This is a genomic window from Leptospira ognonensis (assembly GCF_004770745.1).
Lineage (GTDB): Bacteria > Spirochaetota > Leptospiria > Leptospirales > Leptospiraceae > Leptospira_A > Leptospira_A ognonensis.
The window spans coordinates 168,546-185,541 of the sequence record NZ_RQGD01000046.1 but is presented as its reverse complement, the minus strand read 5'-3'; the positions used below and the strand labels follow the sequence as shown (position 1 = coordinate 185,541).

Annotated in this window: 18 protein-coding genes, 1 tRNA gene and 1 pseudogene; 17 read left to right on the top strand and 3 right to left on the bottom strand. The window is 40.8% G+C overall.

Features of this window, described 5'->3' with window-relative positions; translation table 11 throughout:
- Positions 1-168 precede the first annotated feature (168 nt).
- The 5 genes and pseudogenes from EHQ58_RS18795 (at position 169) to EHQ58_RS17070 (ending at position 3,397) form a co-directional block, all read left to right on the top strand.
- Entirely contained in the window at positions 169-318 is a 150-nt protein-coding gene (locus tag EHQ58_RS18795; protein WP_167883671.1) for a hypothetical protein, read from the top strand.
- Positions 318-788: a thioredoxin family protein gene (locus EHQ58_RS17085; protein ID WP_135625176.1), complete on the top strand. Its 471-nt coding sequence runs from the start codon at positions 318-320 to the stop codon at positions 786-788. The genes EHQ58_RS18795 and EHQ58_RS17085 overlap by 1 nt, the downstream gene beginning before the upstream one ends.
- Before the next feature lie 19 nt (positions 789-807).
- Positions 808-1,317: a hypothetical protein gene (locus tag EHQ58_RS17080; RefSeq protein WP_135625174.1), complete on the top strand. Its 510-nt coding sequence runs from the start codon at positions 808-810 to the stop codon at positions 1,315-1,317.
- Positions 1,318-1,330: 13 nt separating this feature from the next.
- Positions 1,331-2,653: pseudogene (locus tag EHQ58_RS17075) on the top strand (NAD(P)-binding domain-containing protein); the annotation flags it as partial.
- A gap of 21 nt (positions 2,654-2,674) precedes the next feature.
- A complete protein-coding gene (locus EHQ58_RS17070) occupies positions 2,675-3,397 on the top strand; it encodes a M23 family metallopeptidase (protein WP_135625171.1) in 723 nt (240 codons plus the stop codon).
- On the opposite strand, the gene EHQ58_RS17065 is transcribed toward EHQ58_RS17070, so the two are convergent.
- Together EHQ58_RS17065 and EHQ58_RS17060 are read right to left on the bottom strand one after the other, a co-directional pair.
- Complete coding sequence (locus EHQ58_RS17065; RefSeq protein WP_135625169.1) at positions 3,394-3,705, bottom strand: hypothetical protein; 312 nt, start codon at positions 3,703-3,705, stop codon at positions 3,394-3,396. The genes EHQ58_RS17070 and EHQ58_RS17065 overlap by 4 nt on opposite strands.
- A gap of 79 nt (positions 3,706-3,784) precedes the next feature.
- Positions 3,785-5,377: a sodium:solute symporter family protein gene (locus EHQ58_RS17060; RefSeq protein WP_135625168.1), complete on the bottom strand. Its 1,593-nt coding sequence runs from the start codon at positions 5,375-5,377 to the stop codon at positions 3,785-3,787.
- A 225-nt stretch (positions 5,378-5,602) separates the two neighbouring features.
- Here EHQ58_RS17060 and EHQ58_RS18790 point away from each other — a divergent pair, with 225 nt between their 5' ends.
- From EHQ58_RS18790 to EHQ58_RS17005, 12 genes are all read left to right on the top strand, one after another.
- A complete protein-coding gene (locus EHQ58_RS18790; protein WP_167883670.1) occupies positions 5,603-5,746 on the top strand; it encodes a hypothetical protein in 144 nt (47 codons plus the stop codon).
- 332 nt (positions 5,747-6,078) lie between these two features.
- Entirely contained in the window at positions 6,079-7,575 is a 1,497-nt protein-coding gene (locus EHQ58_RS17055) for a S8 family peptidase (RefSeq protein WP_135625167.1), read from the top strand.
- A gap of 82 nt (positions 7,576-7,657) precedes the next feature.
- On the top strand, positions 7,658-8,830 hold the full coding sequence (locus EHQ58_RS17050) for an ACP S-malonyltransferase (protein WP_135625165.1): 1,173 nt from the start codon (positions 7,658-7,660) through the stop codon (positions 8,828-8,830).
- Positions 8,830-9,780 (top strand): helix-turn-helix transcriptional regulator, encoded by a 951-nt coding sequence (locus tag EHQ58_RS17045; RefSeq protein WP_135625163.1) that lies wholly within the window; start codon positions 8,830-8,832, stop codon positions 9,778-9,780. The genes EHQ58_RS17050 and EHQ58_RS17045 overlap by 1 nt, the downstream gene beginning before the upstream one ends.
- A gap of 9 nt (positions 9,781-9,789) precedes the next feature.
- Positions 9,790-10,698: a 4-(cytidine 5'-diphospho)-2-C-methyl-D-erythritol kinase gene (locus tag EHQ58_RS17040; RefSeq protein ID WP_135625161.1), complete on the top strand. Its 909-nt coding sequence runs from the start codon at positions 9,790-9,792 to the stop codon at positions 10,696-10,698.
- 4 nt (positions 10,699-10,702) lie between these two features.
- Positions 10,703-10,778, top strand: a tRNA-Gln gene (locus tag EHQ58_RS17035).
- Between the two features lie 26 nt (positions 10,779-10,804).
- Complete coding sequence (locus EHQ58_RS17030) at positions 10,805-11,566, top strand: sugar phosphate nucleotidyltransferase (RefSeq protein ID WP_135625159.1); 762 nt, start codon at positions 10,805-10,807, stop codon at positions 11,564-11,566.
- Entirely contained in the window at positions 11,563-12,504 is a 942-nt protein-coding gene (locus EHQ58_RS17025; protein WP_135625158.1) for a ribose-phosphate diphosphokinase, read from the top strand. The genes EHQ58_RS17030 and EHQ58_RS17025 overlap by 4 nt, the downstream gene beginning before the upstream one ends.
- 17 nt (positions 12,505-12,521) lie before the next feature.
- Positions 12,522-13,154 (top strand): 50S ribosomal protein L25/general stress protein Ctc, encoded by a 633-nt coding sequence (locus EHQ58_RS17020; RefSeq protein WP_135625156.1) that lies wholly within the window; start codon positions 12,522-12,524, stop codon positions 13,152-13,154.
- Positions 13,155-13,170: 16 nt separating this feature from the next.
- Positions 13,171-13,734, top strand: a complete 564-nt coding sequence (gene pth, locus EHQ58_RS17015; protein ID WP_135625155.1) for an aminoacyl-tRNA hydrolase — start codon at positions 13,171-13,173, stop codon at positions 13,732-13,734.
- Between the two features lie 27 nt (positions 13,735-13,761).
- Positions 13,762-15,726: an ATP-dependent zinc metalloprotease FtsH gene (gene ftsH / locus EHQ58_RS17010; RefSeq protein ID WP_135625154.1), complete on the top strand. Its 1,965-nt coding sequence runs from the start codon at positions 13,762-13,764 to the stop codon at positions 15,724-15,726.
- Positions 15,727-15,729: 3 nt separating this feature from the next.
- Entirely contained in the window at positions 15,730-16,197 is a 468-nt protein-coding gene (locus EHQ58_RS17005; protein ID WP_135625152.1) for an EVE domain-containing protein, read from the top strand.
- Here the strand turns inward: EHQ58_RS17005 and EHQ58_RS17000 are convergent.
- Positions 16,174-16,992: a CAP domain-containing protein gene (locus tag EHQ58_RS17000; RefSeq protein ID WP_135625150.1), complete on the bottom strand. Its 819-nt coding sequence runs from the start codon at positions 16,990-16,992 to the stop codon at positions 16,174-16,176. The genes EHQ58_RS17005 and EHQ58_RS17000 overlap by 24 nt on opposite strands.
- Positions 16,993-16,996 lie beyond the last annotated feature (4 nt).

The following is a 16,996-nucleotide window of genomic DNA, read 5'->3' as shown; positions in this document are numbered from 1 at the left end:
TCTTGGACTTACTATGTTTTGGCAATCGGTTAGGGGTCAAGGAATCTATTGCGAAACTCCAGACGGAAGCCCCTTTAGATTTCTGTTATGTCTCTTAACTTTGGCTCTTTCGGTGCTAGAAAAAAGATGTGATTTGACAGAAAACGTTCCAAACAGAACCTGGATGCCATGAACGCTAAAACTGCAAAAATCCTTGGAAAATTCGCTGTCCTCAAGGGCATTTCGGAGAAACAACTCAAGAGAGATTGGATGTCCCTTTCTCAAGATGACAAAGACAAAAAAAGACAAGAAATCCTCAAAGAAATCGTTAAGACTTAATGAAACAAAGGTCCGTCACGAAAGTTGTACCGACCTTATTCTTCCTTTCTTCCTTCCTATCTCTCTTTTTCTTTCTTAATCTATGTAAATCGGAACCGGTTCATCTCGATTTCTCAATTTTAAAGACGCAACTTGATCAAGCTGCTGCCCAAAATAAGAAACTAGTCGTCATTTTTGGAGCCTCGTGGTGTCCCGATTGCAATTCTCTCGATGGAATGTTAGGTGAAACCAAGATAAAAGAACTAATCGAGAGAAAATTCATCATTCAGAAAATTGATGTCGGCCGTTTTGATAAGAATTTAGACATCAATGAGAAATTGGGTGATCCGATTGACAACGGAATTCCTGCACTTGTCATACTAGATCCGAAAAAATCGAACCCAATGATCGCGAATACAACGGGTGGAGAATTTTCAAATGCGAGTAAAATGTCCTCCGAACAGGTATTTAATTATTTGAATCAATTTTAAACTTATAAATCCTTTGTTCATGAAGAACAATTCGTTTCGAAATTCGCTCCTCTTTTTTATCCTACCCCTTAGCCTAATCTATGCAGACGAGACTGTAATCCTGATTCCTGGCGATGCCCTTCCTTCGATTCCCTATTCGGATCAATTTGATAAGCCTTCACCTCTACCAAACGATTTGGAAAAAATTATTTTCATTTCTGATATGGATGCGAGTAAAATCTCGCACCCGATCCTATTGAAAGAAGGCAATGCGTATCTCGAAAAATACAAGACGGTCATCATTTCTGACATCCATAAAATGCCCTCTCTCATTAGCCGCTTCGTTGCCCTTCCGAAAATGAGAGAATACCCATATACCATTCGCCTCATACGGGAAGAGAAGATCGGAGATCCATTCCCGAGAAACAAAGGTCAAGTCACATGTATCGATATAAAATCTGATAAAATCATCAAAATTGAATTTGCAGAGAACGAAGTGGCTTTGCGCCAGTTTATAGAAGCAAATGCCGTTTTAAAAAATAAGAAATAAGAGAACAAATTATATGAACCTACCTAAAGTATGCGTCATTGGCGCTGGATCTTCTGGAATAACAGTCATTAAATCCTTAAAGGAAAATAACATACCATTCGATTGCTTTGAAAAGGGAAGCGATGTTGGAGGAAATTGGAGATTCAAAAACGATAATGGTTTAAGTAATATCTATAAATCTCTCCACATCAATACCCACCGCGACAGAATGGAGTATCGAGATTATCCTATGCCGAAGGATTATCCAGATTATCCAAACCACGAACCGATTCAGAATTATTTTCAGGACTATGTGAATCATTTTGAATTAAGAAAACACATTCAATTTAAAAATGGAATAAAAAAAGCAGAACGTCTAACGGATGGAAAATGGAAGATTACTCCAGAAAAAGGTCCAGCAAAAATTTACGATGCGCTGATCGTTGCCAATGGACACCATTGGAGTGAAAAATGGCCCGACCCAGCCTTCCCGGGAAAATTTTCTGGAAAAACCATTCACTCACATTCTTATGTTGATCCAAAAACTCCTGTTAATTGTGAAGATAAAAACGTAGTCATTCTTGGTATGGGCAATAGTGCCATGGACATTGCCGTTGAATTATCTCGACCGGGTGTTGCTAAAAAAGTTTTCTTATCGTCTCGAAGAGGTGCTTATGTCATTCCTAATTATCTATTTGGGAAACCTCTCGACAAACTAACAGAACATTTACCAACATGGATTCCATTTCCGATCCAACAAACGTTGGCTCACCTACTCATTCGTTACGGAGTAGGTAAAATGGAAGATTTTGGGCTACCAAAGCCAGACCATAAATTTGGATCGGCTCATCCAACCATCTCGCAAGATCTGCTAGTACGATTGGGTCGAGGCGACATCAAACCAAAGCCAGTCATCAAGGAGTTGAAAGGGAAAAAAATCTTATTTGCGGACGGTAGCGAAGAGGATGCGGATGTATTGATTTATTGCACTGGATACGATATCAAGTTTCCATTTTTCGAAGAATCTTTTTTATCAGCGCCAAACAATCACATTCCGCTTTATTTCAAAATGTTCAAACCTGGAATCGACAATCTCATGTTTGTCGGTTTGATGCAACCACTGGGAGCAATAATGCCTTTGGCAGAGAGACAAGGTAAATGGATCGCAAAGTATCTAACGGGCAAGTATGCTTTGCCATCTGAAGAAGAGATGCAAAAATGGATCGTAAATGAAGAAAAAGCGATGAAAAAAAGATACGTTGCGAGCGCGCGTCATACGATCCAAGTTGATTTTGATACTTTTATGGCTCAGATGGAAAAAGAGATGAACGCTGGTGGGAAACGAAACCAAAAATCGAGTGTCCTAGCTTAGTAACCTATGAACCTCCACCGTAGTCTATTCTGCACTCTGTTACTCCTTTCGATGCACTGCCAATCATCGAAAGGATATGCGTACAAATCGAATCCTTTATTCGGTTGGCTCAAATCGGATTCCTTCGAAAGAAAGATAGATACAGATCCTATCTTCAAACGATACCCTTCACTGATCGCGGAGTCATTTGAATTTCCTGCGGGCGGAAAATATGCAGAAGGCTATTACATTGCCCAAAAATTCGGTGTGGAAAATTCAAAATTTGGAAACCGACTTCATCTTGGCGAAGATTGGAATTTTGTTGGAGGCGGAGATTCTGACTATGCTTCACCCATCTATGCTATCGGCGATGGAGTCGTCAGTGTTACTGCAAACTATGGCGGAGGCTGGGGAAAAGTAATTCGCATCGTTCATAAAGTCAATCAACAAGTAGTGGTAGACATGCCATTCATTGAATCTCTCTATGCGCACTTGTATACCATTGAAGTGGAACCCGGACAGATGGTAAAAAAGGGGGAATGGATTGGTTCCATTGGAGACGCAGGTGGTAAGTACCCAGCGCATTTGCATTTTGAGTTAAGAAGCAAAAAAGACCAACCATTAGGTGGCGGGTATAGCCTCACAACAGACGGTTATATACCACCAACTAGATTTCTGATCCAACAATTATCAAAAGAAAAGAAAATTTCGGAAGAGCAGTTCACATTTGAAAAGTCAATCCTCCCCTAAAATAACTTAAAGAAAGAGAGTACTTCATCTTCTCTGTCACCATTTGTATCATAAAAATTTGCGTGCAATTCGTATAAATTCTCACCTTCCAGTTTTGTTACTTTCAAAACTTTCACGATAAAATCGATCGAACCGGTCACGGAGATTTGTTTCAGCGAAATTTTTAAAATTGCTGAGACCTCATATACATTTGGGGTTACAATGCGAATGCCCCTGGCACTGATATGTTTGTGTACATCATAATCATTTTGTACCTCAAGATTGACTTCGAATGAGGGAGGGATTTCGGTATAGTGATTCGGTTTCATAGGCGTTATGTACTTAGTTGCAAACATAGGGTTACTTTACCAAGTCTCAATTACTATTTTATGACGAGTAGATAAAACTTTAACGAAAAAACCAGTTAAAACACCCAAGAAGTGCAATCAAACCAGCCCCCCAAGCCAGAATGATAGGATTCCAGAAATCATGTTCTCTATCTCTGGCCGAATACATTAACCCTTGTAAGTCCCTATGATGGTCCGGTTTTTCAATGAAACTTACGATAACCATACTTAAAAAACAGGCGAGACCCGAAAAAATAGCTCCGTAAAAATTGGAAACCATATCGGACTTATAGTAAAGAAAACCAAAAGTTGTTAAAATGTAATGCATGATCCCGGCGGAAGTGCCCGTCACCATCCCCCAAAAAGCACTCCAAGAGGATGCACGTTTCCAAAACATTCCCAGTAAGAAAATGGAAATCAGAGGTGAACTAAAAAATGAAAATAGAAGTTGGATATAATTCATGATATTTGAAAACTGCATGGCAATGTAGGATGCGAATATCGCAAAAACTACAGCAACCATCGTCGAACGCTTTCCAATTTTTAAATAATAAGCATCGGATTCATTTTTCTTAATATACGTTTGAAAAATATCATAGGTAAAAATCGTATTGAGGGCAGTGACTGAACTTGACATTCCTGCCATAAATGCCGCAAGAAGCGCGGTTGTCCCGAGACCTAACATTCCAGAAGGATAATATTCCCTCAGGAGGATCAAAAAACTTTTATTATAATCTCCATTTAATTCTTGTTTGAATTGTGAAATGGCAATGAGTCCAGGGATTACGGTTAGAAATGGCAAAAACAGTTTGAATACTGCTCCGATCAAAGGTGTTCTTCTTGCTGCCTGTAAATCCTTGGCTGCCATTGCTCTTTGAACCTCCGCGAATCCGCAGGTCCAATAAGAGAAAGAAAGGACAAAACCAAGACCAACGGTAACGGAGAGAATATCCCATCCCAATGGATTATTCCCATTGGGCAAATATTTCCACATATGCTTATGCGATTCAGGAATCTGAGACATCAAACTTTCCCAGCCTCCGCTCTTTACGACTCCAATATATACCAGCGGAAACAATCCAAACACAGTAAGGAAAAACTGCATTACTTCCGTGTAAATGGAGGAACTCAATCCTCCGAAGTAGGTATATAAAAGTACAATCATAGCGCTGACAAGAATAGAGAGATGAGGATTCCAGCCAAACATAATATCAAAAATTAAGGAAAGTGAATATAGGTAGATGCCCGATCCCAACGCGAGTGAGATTAATGTAATGACAGAATTTAAAAGATGGGCAGGACGATTGAATCTGTATCTTAAATATTCTGGAACGGATCGAATGCGGGTGGAATAGTAAAATGGCATCATAAAAATTCCAAGGAAGATCATTCCCGGAATTGCGCCTAAATAATAAAAATGAAAGGTTAGAAATCCATATTCAGCACCGCTGGCACTCATCCCTAACAACTCTAAGGCAGATATATTTGCCGATATAAATGCAATTCCTGTGATCCATCCCGGTATTTTCCTACCAGCTAGCAGAAAATCTACAGAGCCTTTCATTCTCCGCTTTAACAGATAACCAATGATGATCATAAAAATGACAAAGACAAAAATAATCAGAAAATCTATGGGATGTAATGTGGTCTTCATAATGAATCGTTTAGGTCGATTGAATTTAAAATAACTGATTCTAAATAGGAGTACTATTTTGATCTTCTCACAAAAATACGGCAGTTTTCGTTATTTTTTTCTCTCTCTTTTTTCAAACCAGCCGATCTTGAGAGCAGATCAGATTGCTGATAATTTCCGGGAATCTTTCTGAAAAAGACTTTCCGAATTATGTCTCATTGGTAATTTGAATCCGACGGAGGCCTTATGTTCTATCTCCTACTTGCCCTTCTGCACGAAGACCTTTCTTCTGGTAGAATTGATTTTGTTTCTTATGCTGAAAACATTGAACTACTTGCCGCAGACCATGAGCGGATCAAGGCAACACTCAAAGTTTCGAAAGCGGCTTAGTACTTTTACTCACAAAGCAACTTGGTCTTTCGAATTATTTAGTAAACTGAAAATGTACTAGAAATTCGTAAGAATCCCCTATCATGAAGTTCCGATGGGAACGCAATAAGGTCTTCATGAACAAGGGACGATTCATTTCATTCTTCCTTTTTCTTCTCCTTGCTTGCAAAGATGATAAAAGTAGCGGGCAAGAGTCCACGCTCTGGCTCAATCAGATATTGGTTCCCAGCATTTCTAGCTTTTCTTATACTCCCACAATCTGTAGCTCCATTTCCACTCCGAACGATCCTTATTTTAGATAACAATGGCATTTAGAAAATACAGGACAGTCTATGTTTTCATCAACGCAATCAGCGGGTACGGCAGGCATAGATTTAAATGTAATGTCAACATGGCAAAGTGGTATATCAGGAAAAGGTTCCTTGATTGGAATCGTTGACGATGGCGTCTTGCTTGATCATGAAGATTTATTACCGAATGTACAGTCGGGTAGTATAAACTTTTTATCCGGTAGTAACGGGCTTTCTTCGAACGATACCGGCGGAAGTCTCGCCAATCATGGAACAGCTGTTGCAGGACTCATATCTGCACGAGGTGGAAATAGTTTAGGCGTATCTGGTGTTGCTCCCTGTTCACAATTTGTTGCCTATAACTATTTATCGAAAAGCACCGATGCAAATATGACGACGGCATTAACAACGAATAAGGATGTTTATGTATCTAACAACAGTTGGGGGAATGTTGATGGGTCTGGAGATTTTAAAAGTGCACCCTCAACATTTTTTGCAGCGATTACTTCTGGACTTGCCAATGGTCGCGATGGAAAAGGCACCCTCTATGTTTTTGCCGCTGGAAATGGAGCGGGGACTCTTGGCGAGGCAACAAATTTTGAAGTAGATAATTCTAATTATGATAGCTTTTCTCACCACTACGGCACGATCTCAGTCGCCGGCGTGCTCAATAATGGAACGCGTGCCTCCTATTCGGAAAAAGGCGCCAATCTTTGGCTCTCTGCCTTTACGGGTCGAGACGGCGTCACAAATACTGCCTTAACAACAACGGACAATATAGGTTCAAATCTTGAATGGGGTTACAATCCGGGTGACGGTTCGACGGCATATCCGATTAGCACCAGTTATAATTTGCCAGACTTAAAATATAATAATTCATTTAATGGTACATCTGGAGCAGCTCCTCAAGTATCTGGTGTGATCGCACTCCTCTTAGAAAAATATCCGAATCTGACCTGGAGAGATGTTAAAAAAATTCTCGCAAAATCAGCAAAAAAAATCAATTCCTCGCATTCAAGTTGGATACTGACAGGACAGTCATACCATTTTAGCAATGTGTTTGGCTTTGGATCCGCTGATGCAACAGCCGCTATTTCCGTTGCCTCCACTTGGTCTACTCTGGGTGGCTCCTCATCCTTGAAAACCTTCTCTTATGAAAACTCGACACAGCAAGCCATCCCAACCGATGGATCCAGTTTGGTACTGAGTGCTGTGATTTCTGGTTCTGGAATCACAAAAATTGAATCCATCTCACTTGAGATTTCCTCTGATCATTCCAATCCTGGTGAGCTTGTGATGGCCCTGCAAGCATCAGATACAATCCAAATGGAAATTCATGAAAAACATAATTGTTATTCTGGTCCGAAAAAAACACTTCCAACTAAGAACTGTTCCTCGTTATCAAAACAGGCTTATTCAATTTCAGGTTTTTTAGATTATCCTGCGAATGGAACTTGGAAAATAGAAATAAAGGATGCTGTTACCGGTACTTCTGCGGGAAACATAACGTATTATAAATTGACTTTTTACGGATCTTAACTCAGAATCCTTGCCAAATTTTCTCCTTGTTTGCTTAGCTAGATTTTTCACAGTATCAGAAAACCAATCCTAGGATCAAAAAATGACAACTGCAAAACTTCTCTCAAGTTTCCATGCTCAGTCTCAAAAATTTTTTTTACAATTCGGCGGACAAGGGTCTCCGTATCTAAAGGAATTATCTAAATTATACCAAGAACCCGTTCTAAAAGAGTTCTTTGAAATTACCTTTAAAACAACAGATGAAATTCTTGCTCGCGAAAGCAAAAGTCCCTTCCTAAATGAGGGTTTAAATTTCAAATCCTGGGTCGAAAATCCAGATTCGGCTCCCTCTGAAGATTACTTAGCTCGCGCACCAATTTCTGTGCCTGGGATCTTCATGACACAGATTGCAAATTATGTCCTCGTATCGAAACAAGGAAATCCGACTGCAGAGCTTCTCAAAGCTACAGGCGGGATCAGCGGTCATAGCCAAGGTGTCATTGCAGGAGCATTGGTAGGTTTAGGAAAGGAAGGTGATGATTTCCTAAAAGCATACAGCGACTTTTTAAAATTTGTGTTCTATCTCGGATACAATGGACAGAAAGTTTATCCTGATTTTTCAATCCCAGCTGACGTTGCCCAGGCGAACGAAGCCAATGGCGACAAAAATCCATCTCCGATGGTAGCCATTATTGGATATTCTAAAGACGAACTAGAAGCTAGAGTGAAGGAAACAAACGAATCTTTAGGTTTAAAGGGGAAGGATACCATATATATTTCTCTCTACAATACACCTGATTCTATGATTCTCTCTGCGCTTCCCTCCTCTCTTGTTAAATTTCGTACGAAATGGAAAGCAGAGATGGACGAGAAAAAATTCAAATTTGTTTTTCTCAAAACCACTGCACCATTCCATTGCCCTTTCATGGATGAATCTTTACCAATGTTCGAAGGCGGAGATGCAAGTGTGGTTCCGTTTCCTTATTCTGGAAGCGATCTAAAAGTACCTGTTTACAGCATTTTCGATGGCCACAATCTTCAAAAAGAGGGTAACCTTCGTAACATTTTATTCAAAATGGTACTCATTGAACCACTCTACTGGGATTTGGCGATTGCTCCCATATTCAATGACCCATCGATTCATGCGATTTTGGATTTCGGACCGAGCGTTGTCAGCCAAAGATTGACAGGCGGACATTTGAAAGCAAAAAACATCGAAAAACTTTCATTATGTGCCTCAAATGCCAAGGAACTTAAAGTAGTACTCGAAGTTTAATGAATCCCTCTACGCTAAGGGCTGCTTCCAAACTCAATCTCATTAGGATCTTGTCTTCCCATCCTGATGGTTTGAGCTTGGAGGAATTACAAAAAATAACGGGTCACAAATCGATCACTGAGCTTCGTAATGAACTCGGTGAACTCTATATGATCGAGATGTATCCTTATTCGCCCCAAGATTGTGTGGATATAGATTTTGATGGAGACCGAGTTAAGATCTCTTTACCTGTAGCCGTGGATAAGGTCCTTCCCCTCTCGCCAGAAGAGTGGATCCTTCTTCGGGACCTTCTTCTCAAAAGAAACAGTACGGAGCTTAACTCGTCAGAACCCCTTGCGAAACAGTTGCTCGAAAAAATAGATTCAGTGATTCCCTCTGGAAAATGGGAACCAAATAAAAAAATTCGAGATGATATCGAGAGTGCCATTCAGAAAAAAATTCAAATCAAAATACAATACTGGAAACGTGATAAAGATCTTAAAGAAGAACGTTTTGTTCAGCCGTGGCTTTTATGGGAATCGAATGATGGCTACCTTCTTGCCTATGATTTGGAAAAAAAAGGATTTCGATCGTTTCGTTTGGATTGTATTTTAAAAGTATCCTTGACGACAGAAAAAAATATAGAACTGCCAGACGACGCCAAGACATGGTTAGATGGTTTTTCTCAAATGGTGCTTCCGAAAAAAACAGAGCATGAAGCGATCGCAGAAGTTTACCTCACGGACTCCTCTTCCTTCCACCTAGGGCAAAAGCTCCCACTCACAAATCTAAACCTTTCCGAAACACTCTGTGGGGTAGAATACTATTTATTCCAAGTACCGATCCGAGAAGAAAATTGGTTTATCAATACGATCCTCGGTTATGGAAAAAGTGCCATTATTAAAAACCCGATTGCAATCAGAGATAAAATCAAAATGCAAATTGGTGAGGCAATGTCGACTCTCGCCTAATCTTTGTTCATGAATCATTCATTTGCCAAAATCAACTTAGGTTTAGAAATTCCATTTCGTAGACCTGATGGTTACCATGAAATCCGAAGTATATTTGTTAAGACTGATTTTGGAGACGATTTTGAGTTAGAATTCTTTTCTTTAAAAAATAATGCCCAACCAGAATTCCAATTGGTTTCAAAAAATGAATTGGGACCTCAAAAATTTGACCTCTTCGAATCCGTTTCGGAACGAGGAGATGTTTCTAAAAATATTTTGACAAAAGCTTATGATAATGTCTTCCCGTTTCTAAAAAAGAAACAAGGAGTCAGAATCCATTTAACAAAACGAATCCCTCCCGAGGGGGGGATAGGTGGAGGGAGTTCCAATGCAGGAAGTTTGCTCAAAATCCTTTTGCCAAAAACAAGTCTCACCACCTCGGAACAGCTGACGCTTGCCAAGGGGATCGGTGCAGACGTTCCGTTTTTCCTTCAGAATCAAAATTGTGTGGTTCGAGGCATCGGGGAGATACTGGAACCTATAGAAATTGCCAGAGGATTCGGAGTCCTTGCGATTCCTTCCCTCTCACTTTCTACAAAGGCAATGTACGAGGGACTCCAAAAAAGTTTACAAAATACCCTAGATTCAAAAATATGGAAAACTCTGACAGAGGATGTGATACGAAATCTTCAAGTCGGTGATTGGAAAGGCCTTTATGGCCAGCTAGAGAACGAGTTCGAAAAAGTCGCTTTCCAGAACCACTCCGATTTAAAGGAATTGAAATTACGCTTTATGCAATGCGGAGCAGAATTTGCTTCCCTTTCTGGATCTGGTTCTTGCTTTTACGGCTTAGTAAGCGAAAAGTTAGCTCAAGATGTTTTGCTTGAAAAAATGAAATTTCATTTTCCTTCCGTTGATTTTTTGTCCTTCTCAATATAGAAACTGGCCTGTCGCCAAGTGGTAAGGCAGCGGTTTTTGGTATCGCCATTCCCTAGGTTCGAATCCTAGCAGGCCAGCCAGTTTTTATTAATTTTTTATCAAATATATGAGCATTGAATCGACTGTAACTGCTGTTATCCTGGCGGCGGGGAAAGGAACTCGAATGAAGAGTGAGCTTCCCAAGGTTGCGGTTGTACTGAACAATTCCCCGTTACTCATCCACGTTCTCAAAAATCTTGAATCTGCGAATATCAAACGTAAGGTTGTCGTGGTGGGATACAGACAGGAGATTGTTACTGAGATAGCTAAAGATTTCCCTGGGGTTGAGTTTGCAGAGCAGGTAGAACAACTTGGAACAGGTCATGCAGTCATCTGCGCTGAGCAGAATATCAAACCAAACGACAAATATATATTAGTTGCTTGCGGAGATGCTCCTTTAATTTCCTCAACTTCCTTTCAGTCTTTGATCGCGCTTCACGTTGAGAAAGGATACTCTGCGACAGTTCTATCAGCAAAAATGACTGATCCTTCTGGATACGGTCGGATCATTCGATCCTCTGATGACGGCTCTCTCTTGCGGATAGTAGAACAAAAGGATGCGACTGAAGAGGAAAAGGCAGTGACAGAAGTAAATACAGGTACCTATTGTTTCACCGCAGACCAATTATTTAAGGCCTTAAAAGAAATCGGAAACGACAACGCACAGAAAGAATATTATCTTACGGATGTGATCAAAATTTTCCGTTCATCCGGTAAGAAAGTGGGAGCTATGACGCTGGCAAATGCGCTAGAAAGTCACGGTATCAACTCCCCCGACGATCTCGAAACAGCAAGACAATATATAGAAAAGGGATTAGTTGGAGTATGAACCCAAAAGAAGTAGCAGTATTTTCAGGAAATGCAAATAGACCTCTCGCAGAGGAAATTTGCCAGAATCTCGGAATTCCGAATGGTGCCATCTCTGTGAAACGGTTTTCCGATGGGGAAAGCTCGATTAAAATAGAAGAAAACGTTCGAGGAAGAGATTGTTTTGTCGTTCAGTCAATCAGCTATCCAGCTAACGATAGCTTAATGGAGCTTTTGCTAATCATTGACGCTTTACGCAGAGCCTCTGCACGTCGCATTACGGCAGTTGTTCCTTATTATGGTTACGGCCGTCAGGACAGAAAGGTCGAGCCAAGAGTTCCGATTTCGGCAAGAGTTGTCGCTGACCTGATCGAAACTGTCGGGCCGAATCGAGTTTTGACGATGGATCTTCACGCCGACCAAATCCAAGGTTTTTTCCGAATCCCGGTAGATCATTTGTATTTCTCACCTGTACTTGCTGAATATATCAACTCCCTAAATTTGCAAGACCTAGTCATTGTCTCACCCGATTCTGGCGGTGCCGAGCGAGCACGTAATTTCGGAAAGAAGGTCAATGGATCTCTTGCCATCATTGACAAAAGAAGACCCAAGGCTAATGAATCGGTCGTGATGAACGTGATAGGTGACATAAAAGATAAACATTGTCTACTACTGGATGACATGATTGATACTGGAGGTACCATTGCAAAAGCCGCCACTGCGTTATACGAAAACGGGGCTAAATCTGTGATGTGTTGCGCCACCCATGGAGTATTATCTGGCGAAGCGCCGGATAAACTGAATGCTGGAAATTTCAATCAAATCGTTTTATCAAATTCAATCGTTGTCCCCGAATCCAAGAAAATAAATAACTTGAAAACCCTCTCGATCGCCCCACTCTTTGCTAAAGCCATCGAAAGGATTCACGAAGAAGAATCTATCTCTAGCCTGTTTTCATAACTTAAAGGAACATAATCATGGAAAAAATTAGCATCAAAGCACAACCAAGAAGTACTACTGGAAAAGGACCTGCGCGTCGTATGCGCGTAGCTGGACTTGTTCCCGCAAATATCATCGGTAATGGAAAGGCTACATCAGCTTCTGTCGTGGAAAAAGAAATTCAAAAGTTGATCGATTCGGGTATTAGAAAAGCTACTCTCATCGAAGTTGAGTTAGACGGCGAAAAGCAAAATGTATTCGTAAAAGAAGTACAAAGATTTCCTCACACTGGTCAAATTCGCCATATCGACTTTTTCAAAGTAACACCCGGAAAGAAGATCCTAACGACTGTTGCAGTAAAGACAACAGGCGTTGCAAAAGGCTCAAAAGCTGGTGGCCAGTTCGAACACCTAGTGCATGAACTTCGTGTAAAATCAACTCCTGAAGATCTAGTTGATGTGATCACAGTTGATGTAACTGGTCTTGATGTGGGAATGAGCATCAAAGTATCAGAACTTCCAACTCCAAAATCATGGGATATCATTGTAAACGGCGATCCGATTGTTACTTCATGTAACAAAACGAAAGCGATCTTAGCTGCAGAAAGAGCAGAAAAGGCTGAAGCTGAAAATGCTAAAAAGCCTGCCGCTAAAAAAGGCGCTAAGAAATAGTTTTCATTAAAAACCAATGAAACTCATAGTCGGGCTAGGAAATCCTGGCGATAAATACAATAACAACCGATCGAACATTGGTTTCAAAATTCTCGATGTCATTGCGAACAACATTGGCATTGAGATCAAAACTAAAAAAAAGAAATCACTGATAGGCCGAGGAGAATTTGAGGGAGACGAAGTCGTCCTTTTGAAACCCCAAACTTTTAGCGACCTCTCGGGCGAATCTGTGCTCTATATTGCCAGCTTCCTCAAAATCCAAGTAAAAGACATTGTACTCATCCATGAGGATTTGCAGCTAGAACTTGGCCAAATCGTCGTTACCAAGGGTGGCGAGAGTGATGGTCATCCCGGCGTCGAGTCCGTCTCTGTTTCTCTTCGGTCTCCAAATTTTATCCGAATTAGGATCGGCGTTCGTAATTCTAAGTATGTTGTGAAAAAAAGAGATGAATTTTTACGTGATGATTTTGAGCCCATGGAGAACCTTAGTCTGATTCAGATCATCAATGATGCCGAAGCGGCAATTCGTTCAATTTCTATGGGTGATATTGACGAAGTGATTCAGAAATATCACCTTTGATACAGTCTAATCAAGGAGACTGATCTCATGAACAAAAACATAAAATCCGTATTTATTTTCCTCCTGATCTTCCTCGTGATCCTTTACACTGTTTACAAAGGCCAAGACTTCAATGGCAAACCAGACGAAATCAGTTATTCCGAATTTTTGAATATGGTTGAGCCAGTTGAAGGTAAAAAACCAATTGGGCATATTACCTCCAAAGAAGGAAAGGATATCACGAACAAACAACAGATCATGATTGATCGCGAGCTGATTGAAGGCTGGTACATTCCTGCAGACTCTAAGGACAATAAACCAAAAGCATTTAAAACTAATATTGCGCCTATTAACGATGATTTGGTGACAAAACTTAGAAAATCTAGACTTTCCTTTACGTCGAAATCTCCCGATGAAAACAAACTTTGGTCCGTAATCTACGGAATTCTTCCTTGGATTTTCATATTAGGATTTGTTTGGTTTATCATGATGCGCCAATTGCAAGCTTCTGGCAATAAAGCATTCACCTTTGGTAAATCCAGAGCTAAGATGAACGTAGATCCGAAAGTCAAAACGACATTTGGTGATGTTGCCGGTTGTGATGAAGCAAAAGTTGAGCTTCTTGAAATCATAGAATTTTTAAAAGATCCAAAAAAATTCCAGGCCATTGGTGCACGTATACCTAAGGGTGTATTGCTCGTTGGTCCTCCAGGAACTGGTAAAACTTTGCTTGCAAAAGCAGTCGCTGGGGAGGCTGCTGTTCCCTTCTTTTCGATTTCAGGTTCTGACTTTGTGGAAATGTTTGTGGGTGTTGGTGCATCCCGAGTCCGCGATCTGTTCGAACAAGGCAAAAAAAACGCGCCATGTATTATTTTTATCGATGAGATTGATGCTGTCGGTAGGTTGCGAGGAGCGGGTCTTGGCGGCGGTCATGATGAACGCGAGCAGACTCTCAATCAAATGTTAGTTGAGATGGACGGATTTGAAATGAATGAAGGTGTCATTGTGATGGCGGCTACAAATAGAGCTGACGTTCTTGACCCTGCATTACTTCGACCTGGTCGTTTTGATAGACAAGTGATCGTTGATTTACCAGACCTTCGTGGACGAGAAGACATCTTAAAGGTTCATGCTAAAAAAGTTCCGATGGTCTCTGATATTTCTCTCAACTCGATTGCTCGAGGAACCCCTGGATTCACTGGTGCCGACCTTGCAAATTTGATTAATGAAGGTGCCCTACTAGCTGCACGTAGAAATAAAAAACGGGTCACGCAAGAGGAATTAGAAGAGGCTCGCGATAAGGTTCTCATGGGCCCGGAAAGGAAATCGATGCTCATTTCTGATAAGGAAAAAGAAATGACCGCCTATCATGAAGCAGGTCATGCACTTCTTGGAACTCTGCTTCCCTACACAGAACCAGTGCATAAAGTGACTATTATTCCCAGAGGAAGAGCACTCGGACTCACACAATCCTTACCGGTAGAAGACAGACATTCGTATCGCAAACAGTATTGCTTAGATCGAATTGTCATGTCTATGGGTGGTTACATTGCCGAAGAATTGATCTTTGGTGAGCCTTCCAATGGGTCCAGCAATGACATCCAACAGGCCACCAACATTGCACGCCGTATGGTCTGCGAATGGGGTATGTCGGAAAAATTAGGTACCATCAATTATGGTGGCGCAGAAAATTCTCCTTTTATCGGAAGAGATTACGGACAGTCGAGCAAGCCATACTCTGAAGAATTTGCAGCTCTCATTGACCAGGAAGTGAAACGAATCGTTCAAACTTCCCTGGACAAAGGAAGAGATCTAGTTCGCAAAAATAGTAAAAAATTGGAAGGGATAGCGAAAGCATTACTTTCAAAAGAAACGATCGATGCAGCAGAACTCATGGCAATTGTACATCCCTCCGGAGAGAAACCTTCGGAAAATGACCAAAAGAAAAAGTTGAATGCATCTTCCTCGAAAAAAACAAAAGGTTCCGCGAATACCAAGCCTGCCTACTCCTAAAAGATGAAGTATTGGCTCTTTAAAACAGAGCCCGATGTCTTCTCAATAGAAGATCTAGAACGGGAAAAAATATCTTTTTGGGAAGGTGTGCGCAACTACCAAGCGCGCAATTATTTGCGTGATGAAGTTAAGCCTTCCGATCTCGTTCTTTTTTACCATAGCAATGCAAGTCCGCCAGGCGTGATCGGCATTGCTGAGATTGTTGCAGCTGGTATTCCAGATCCGCACCAATTCGATCCAAATAGCAAATATTACGATCCCAAGGCTCCCAAGGATATCCCGAGATGGTATGGGGTGAAGCTAAGACTGCACACAAAATTCGAAACATTGATTTCCCTTGACATGCTAAAAAGCCTAGAAGGACTCGAGTCTATGATCGTTATTAAGCGTGGTTCAAGACTTTCCATCCAACCCGTGACAAAAAAAGAATTCGAAATTGTTCAAAAGTTAGGGCTTGGAAGAAAAAACTAACACGCCTTTCACTTTATCAATGTTGTGAAATTTTGCATCTTGGTAGTGATAAACACCTGCGCCAGCATAACTAAAATCCGGATTCAAAATATTTCTACGATGAGGAGGTGAGTTCATCCAGGCCTCCAATAAAGATTCTGCTAGTCCAATATAAGTATGATTTCCGATAGGTGGACCATTTCTTTGGTAGCTGAATTTTTTGTTTAGGTTTTGATCTGGAGTGTATACTGGAGTCCCAGCCTTATAGTCAATCCCAAAGCTGGCAATTATATTCTCACCTGCCAAACTATTCTGAATACCGACTAGATCGAGTCGGTCTTTAAGTGTTTCTTTTCCTTTTACTTTACTCGTGTGTGAATAGAAGTCCAGATTTACCATATCCTGGGCATGAGCATAAGCTGCTTGTTCGCATAACGGAGAATAACGAAATGGTTTCATTCCTAGCTTTCTTCTTTCTCGACTCGTCGCATAATATAAAGCTGCATTGAGTAAGGGATAGTCAACATTCTTAAAATCAATCACCTCTTTTGCAGGCGCATAGGTCGAAAAAGTTTGGTCAGTAAATTCTGAATATTTATCCTCTGTCCACTGACTCGAGGTAGGAATATTTCTTCCGTCAACGATGGATTCAAGGAAGGCTAATTCCTTTTTTTCTTCTGCCGATGATGTTACCGTTACTTTATTTTTAGATTCTGGAACTACTTCTTTAGGTTTTTCAGTCTTAGGTGGCGGCGTGGCGCAATTTGCAATAGTGGCTATGATGAAAAGGATGTTTAATATTTGTAATCTGTTCATTCGT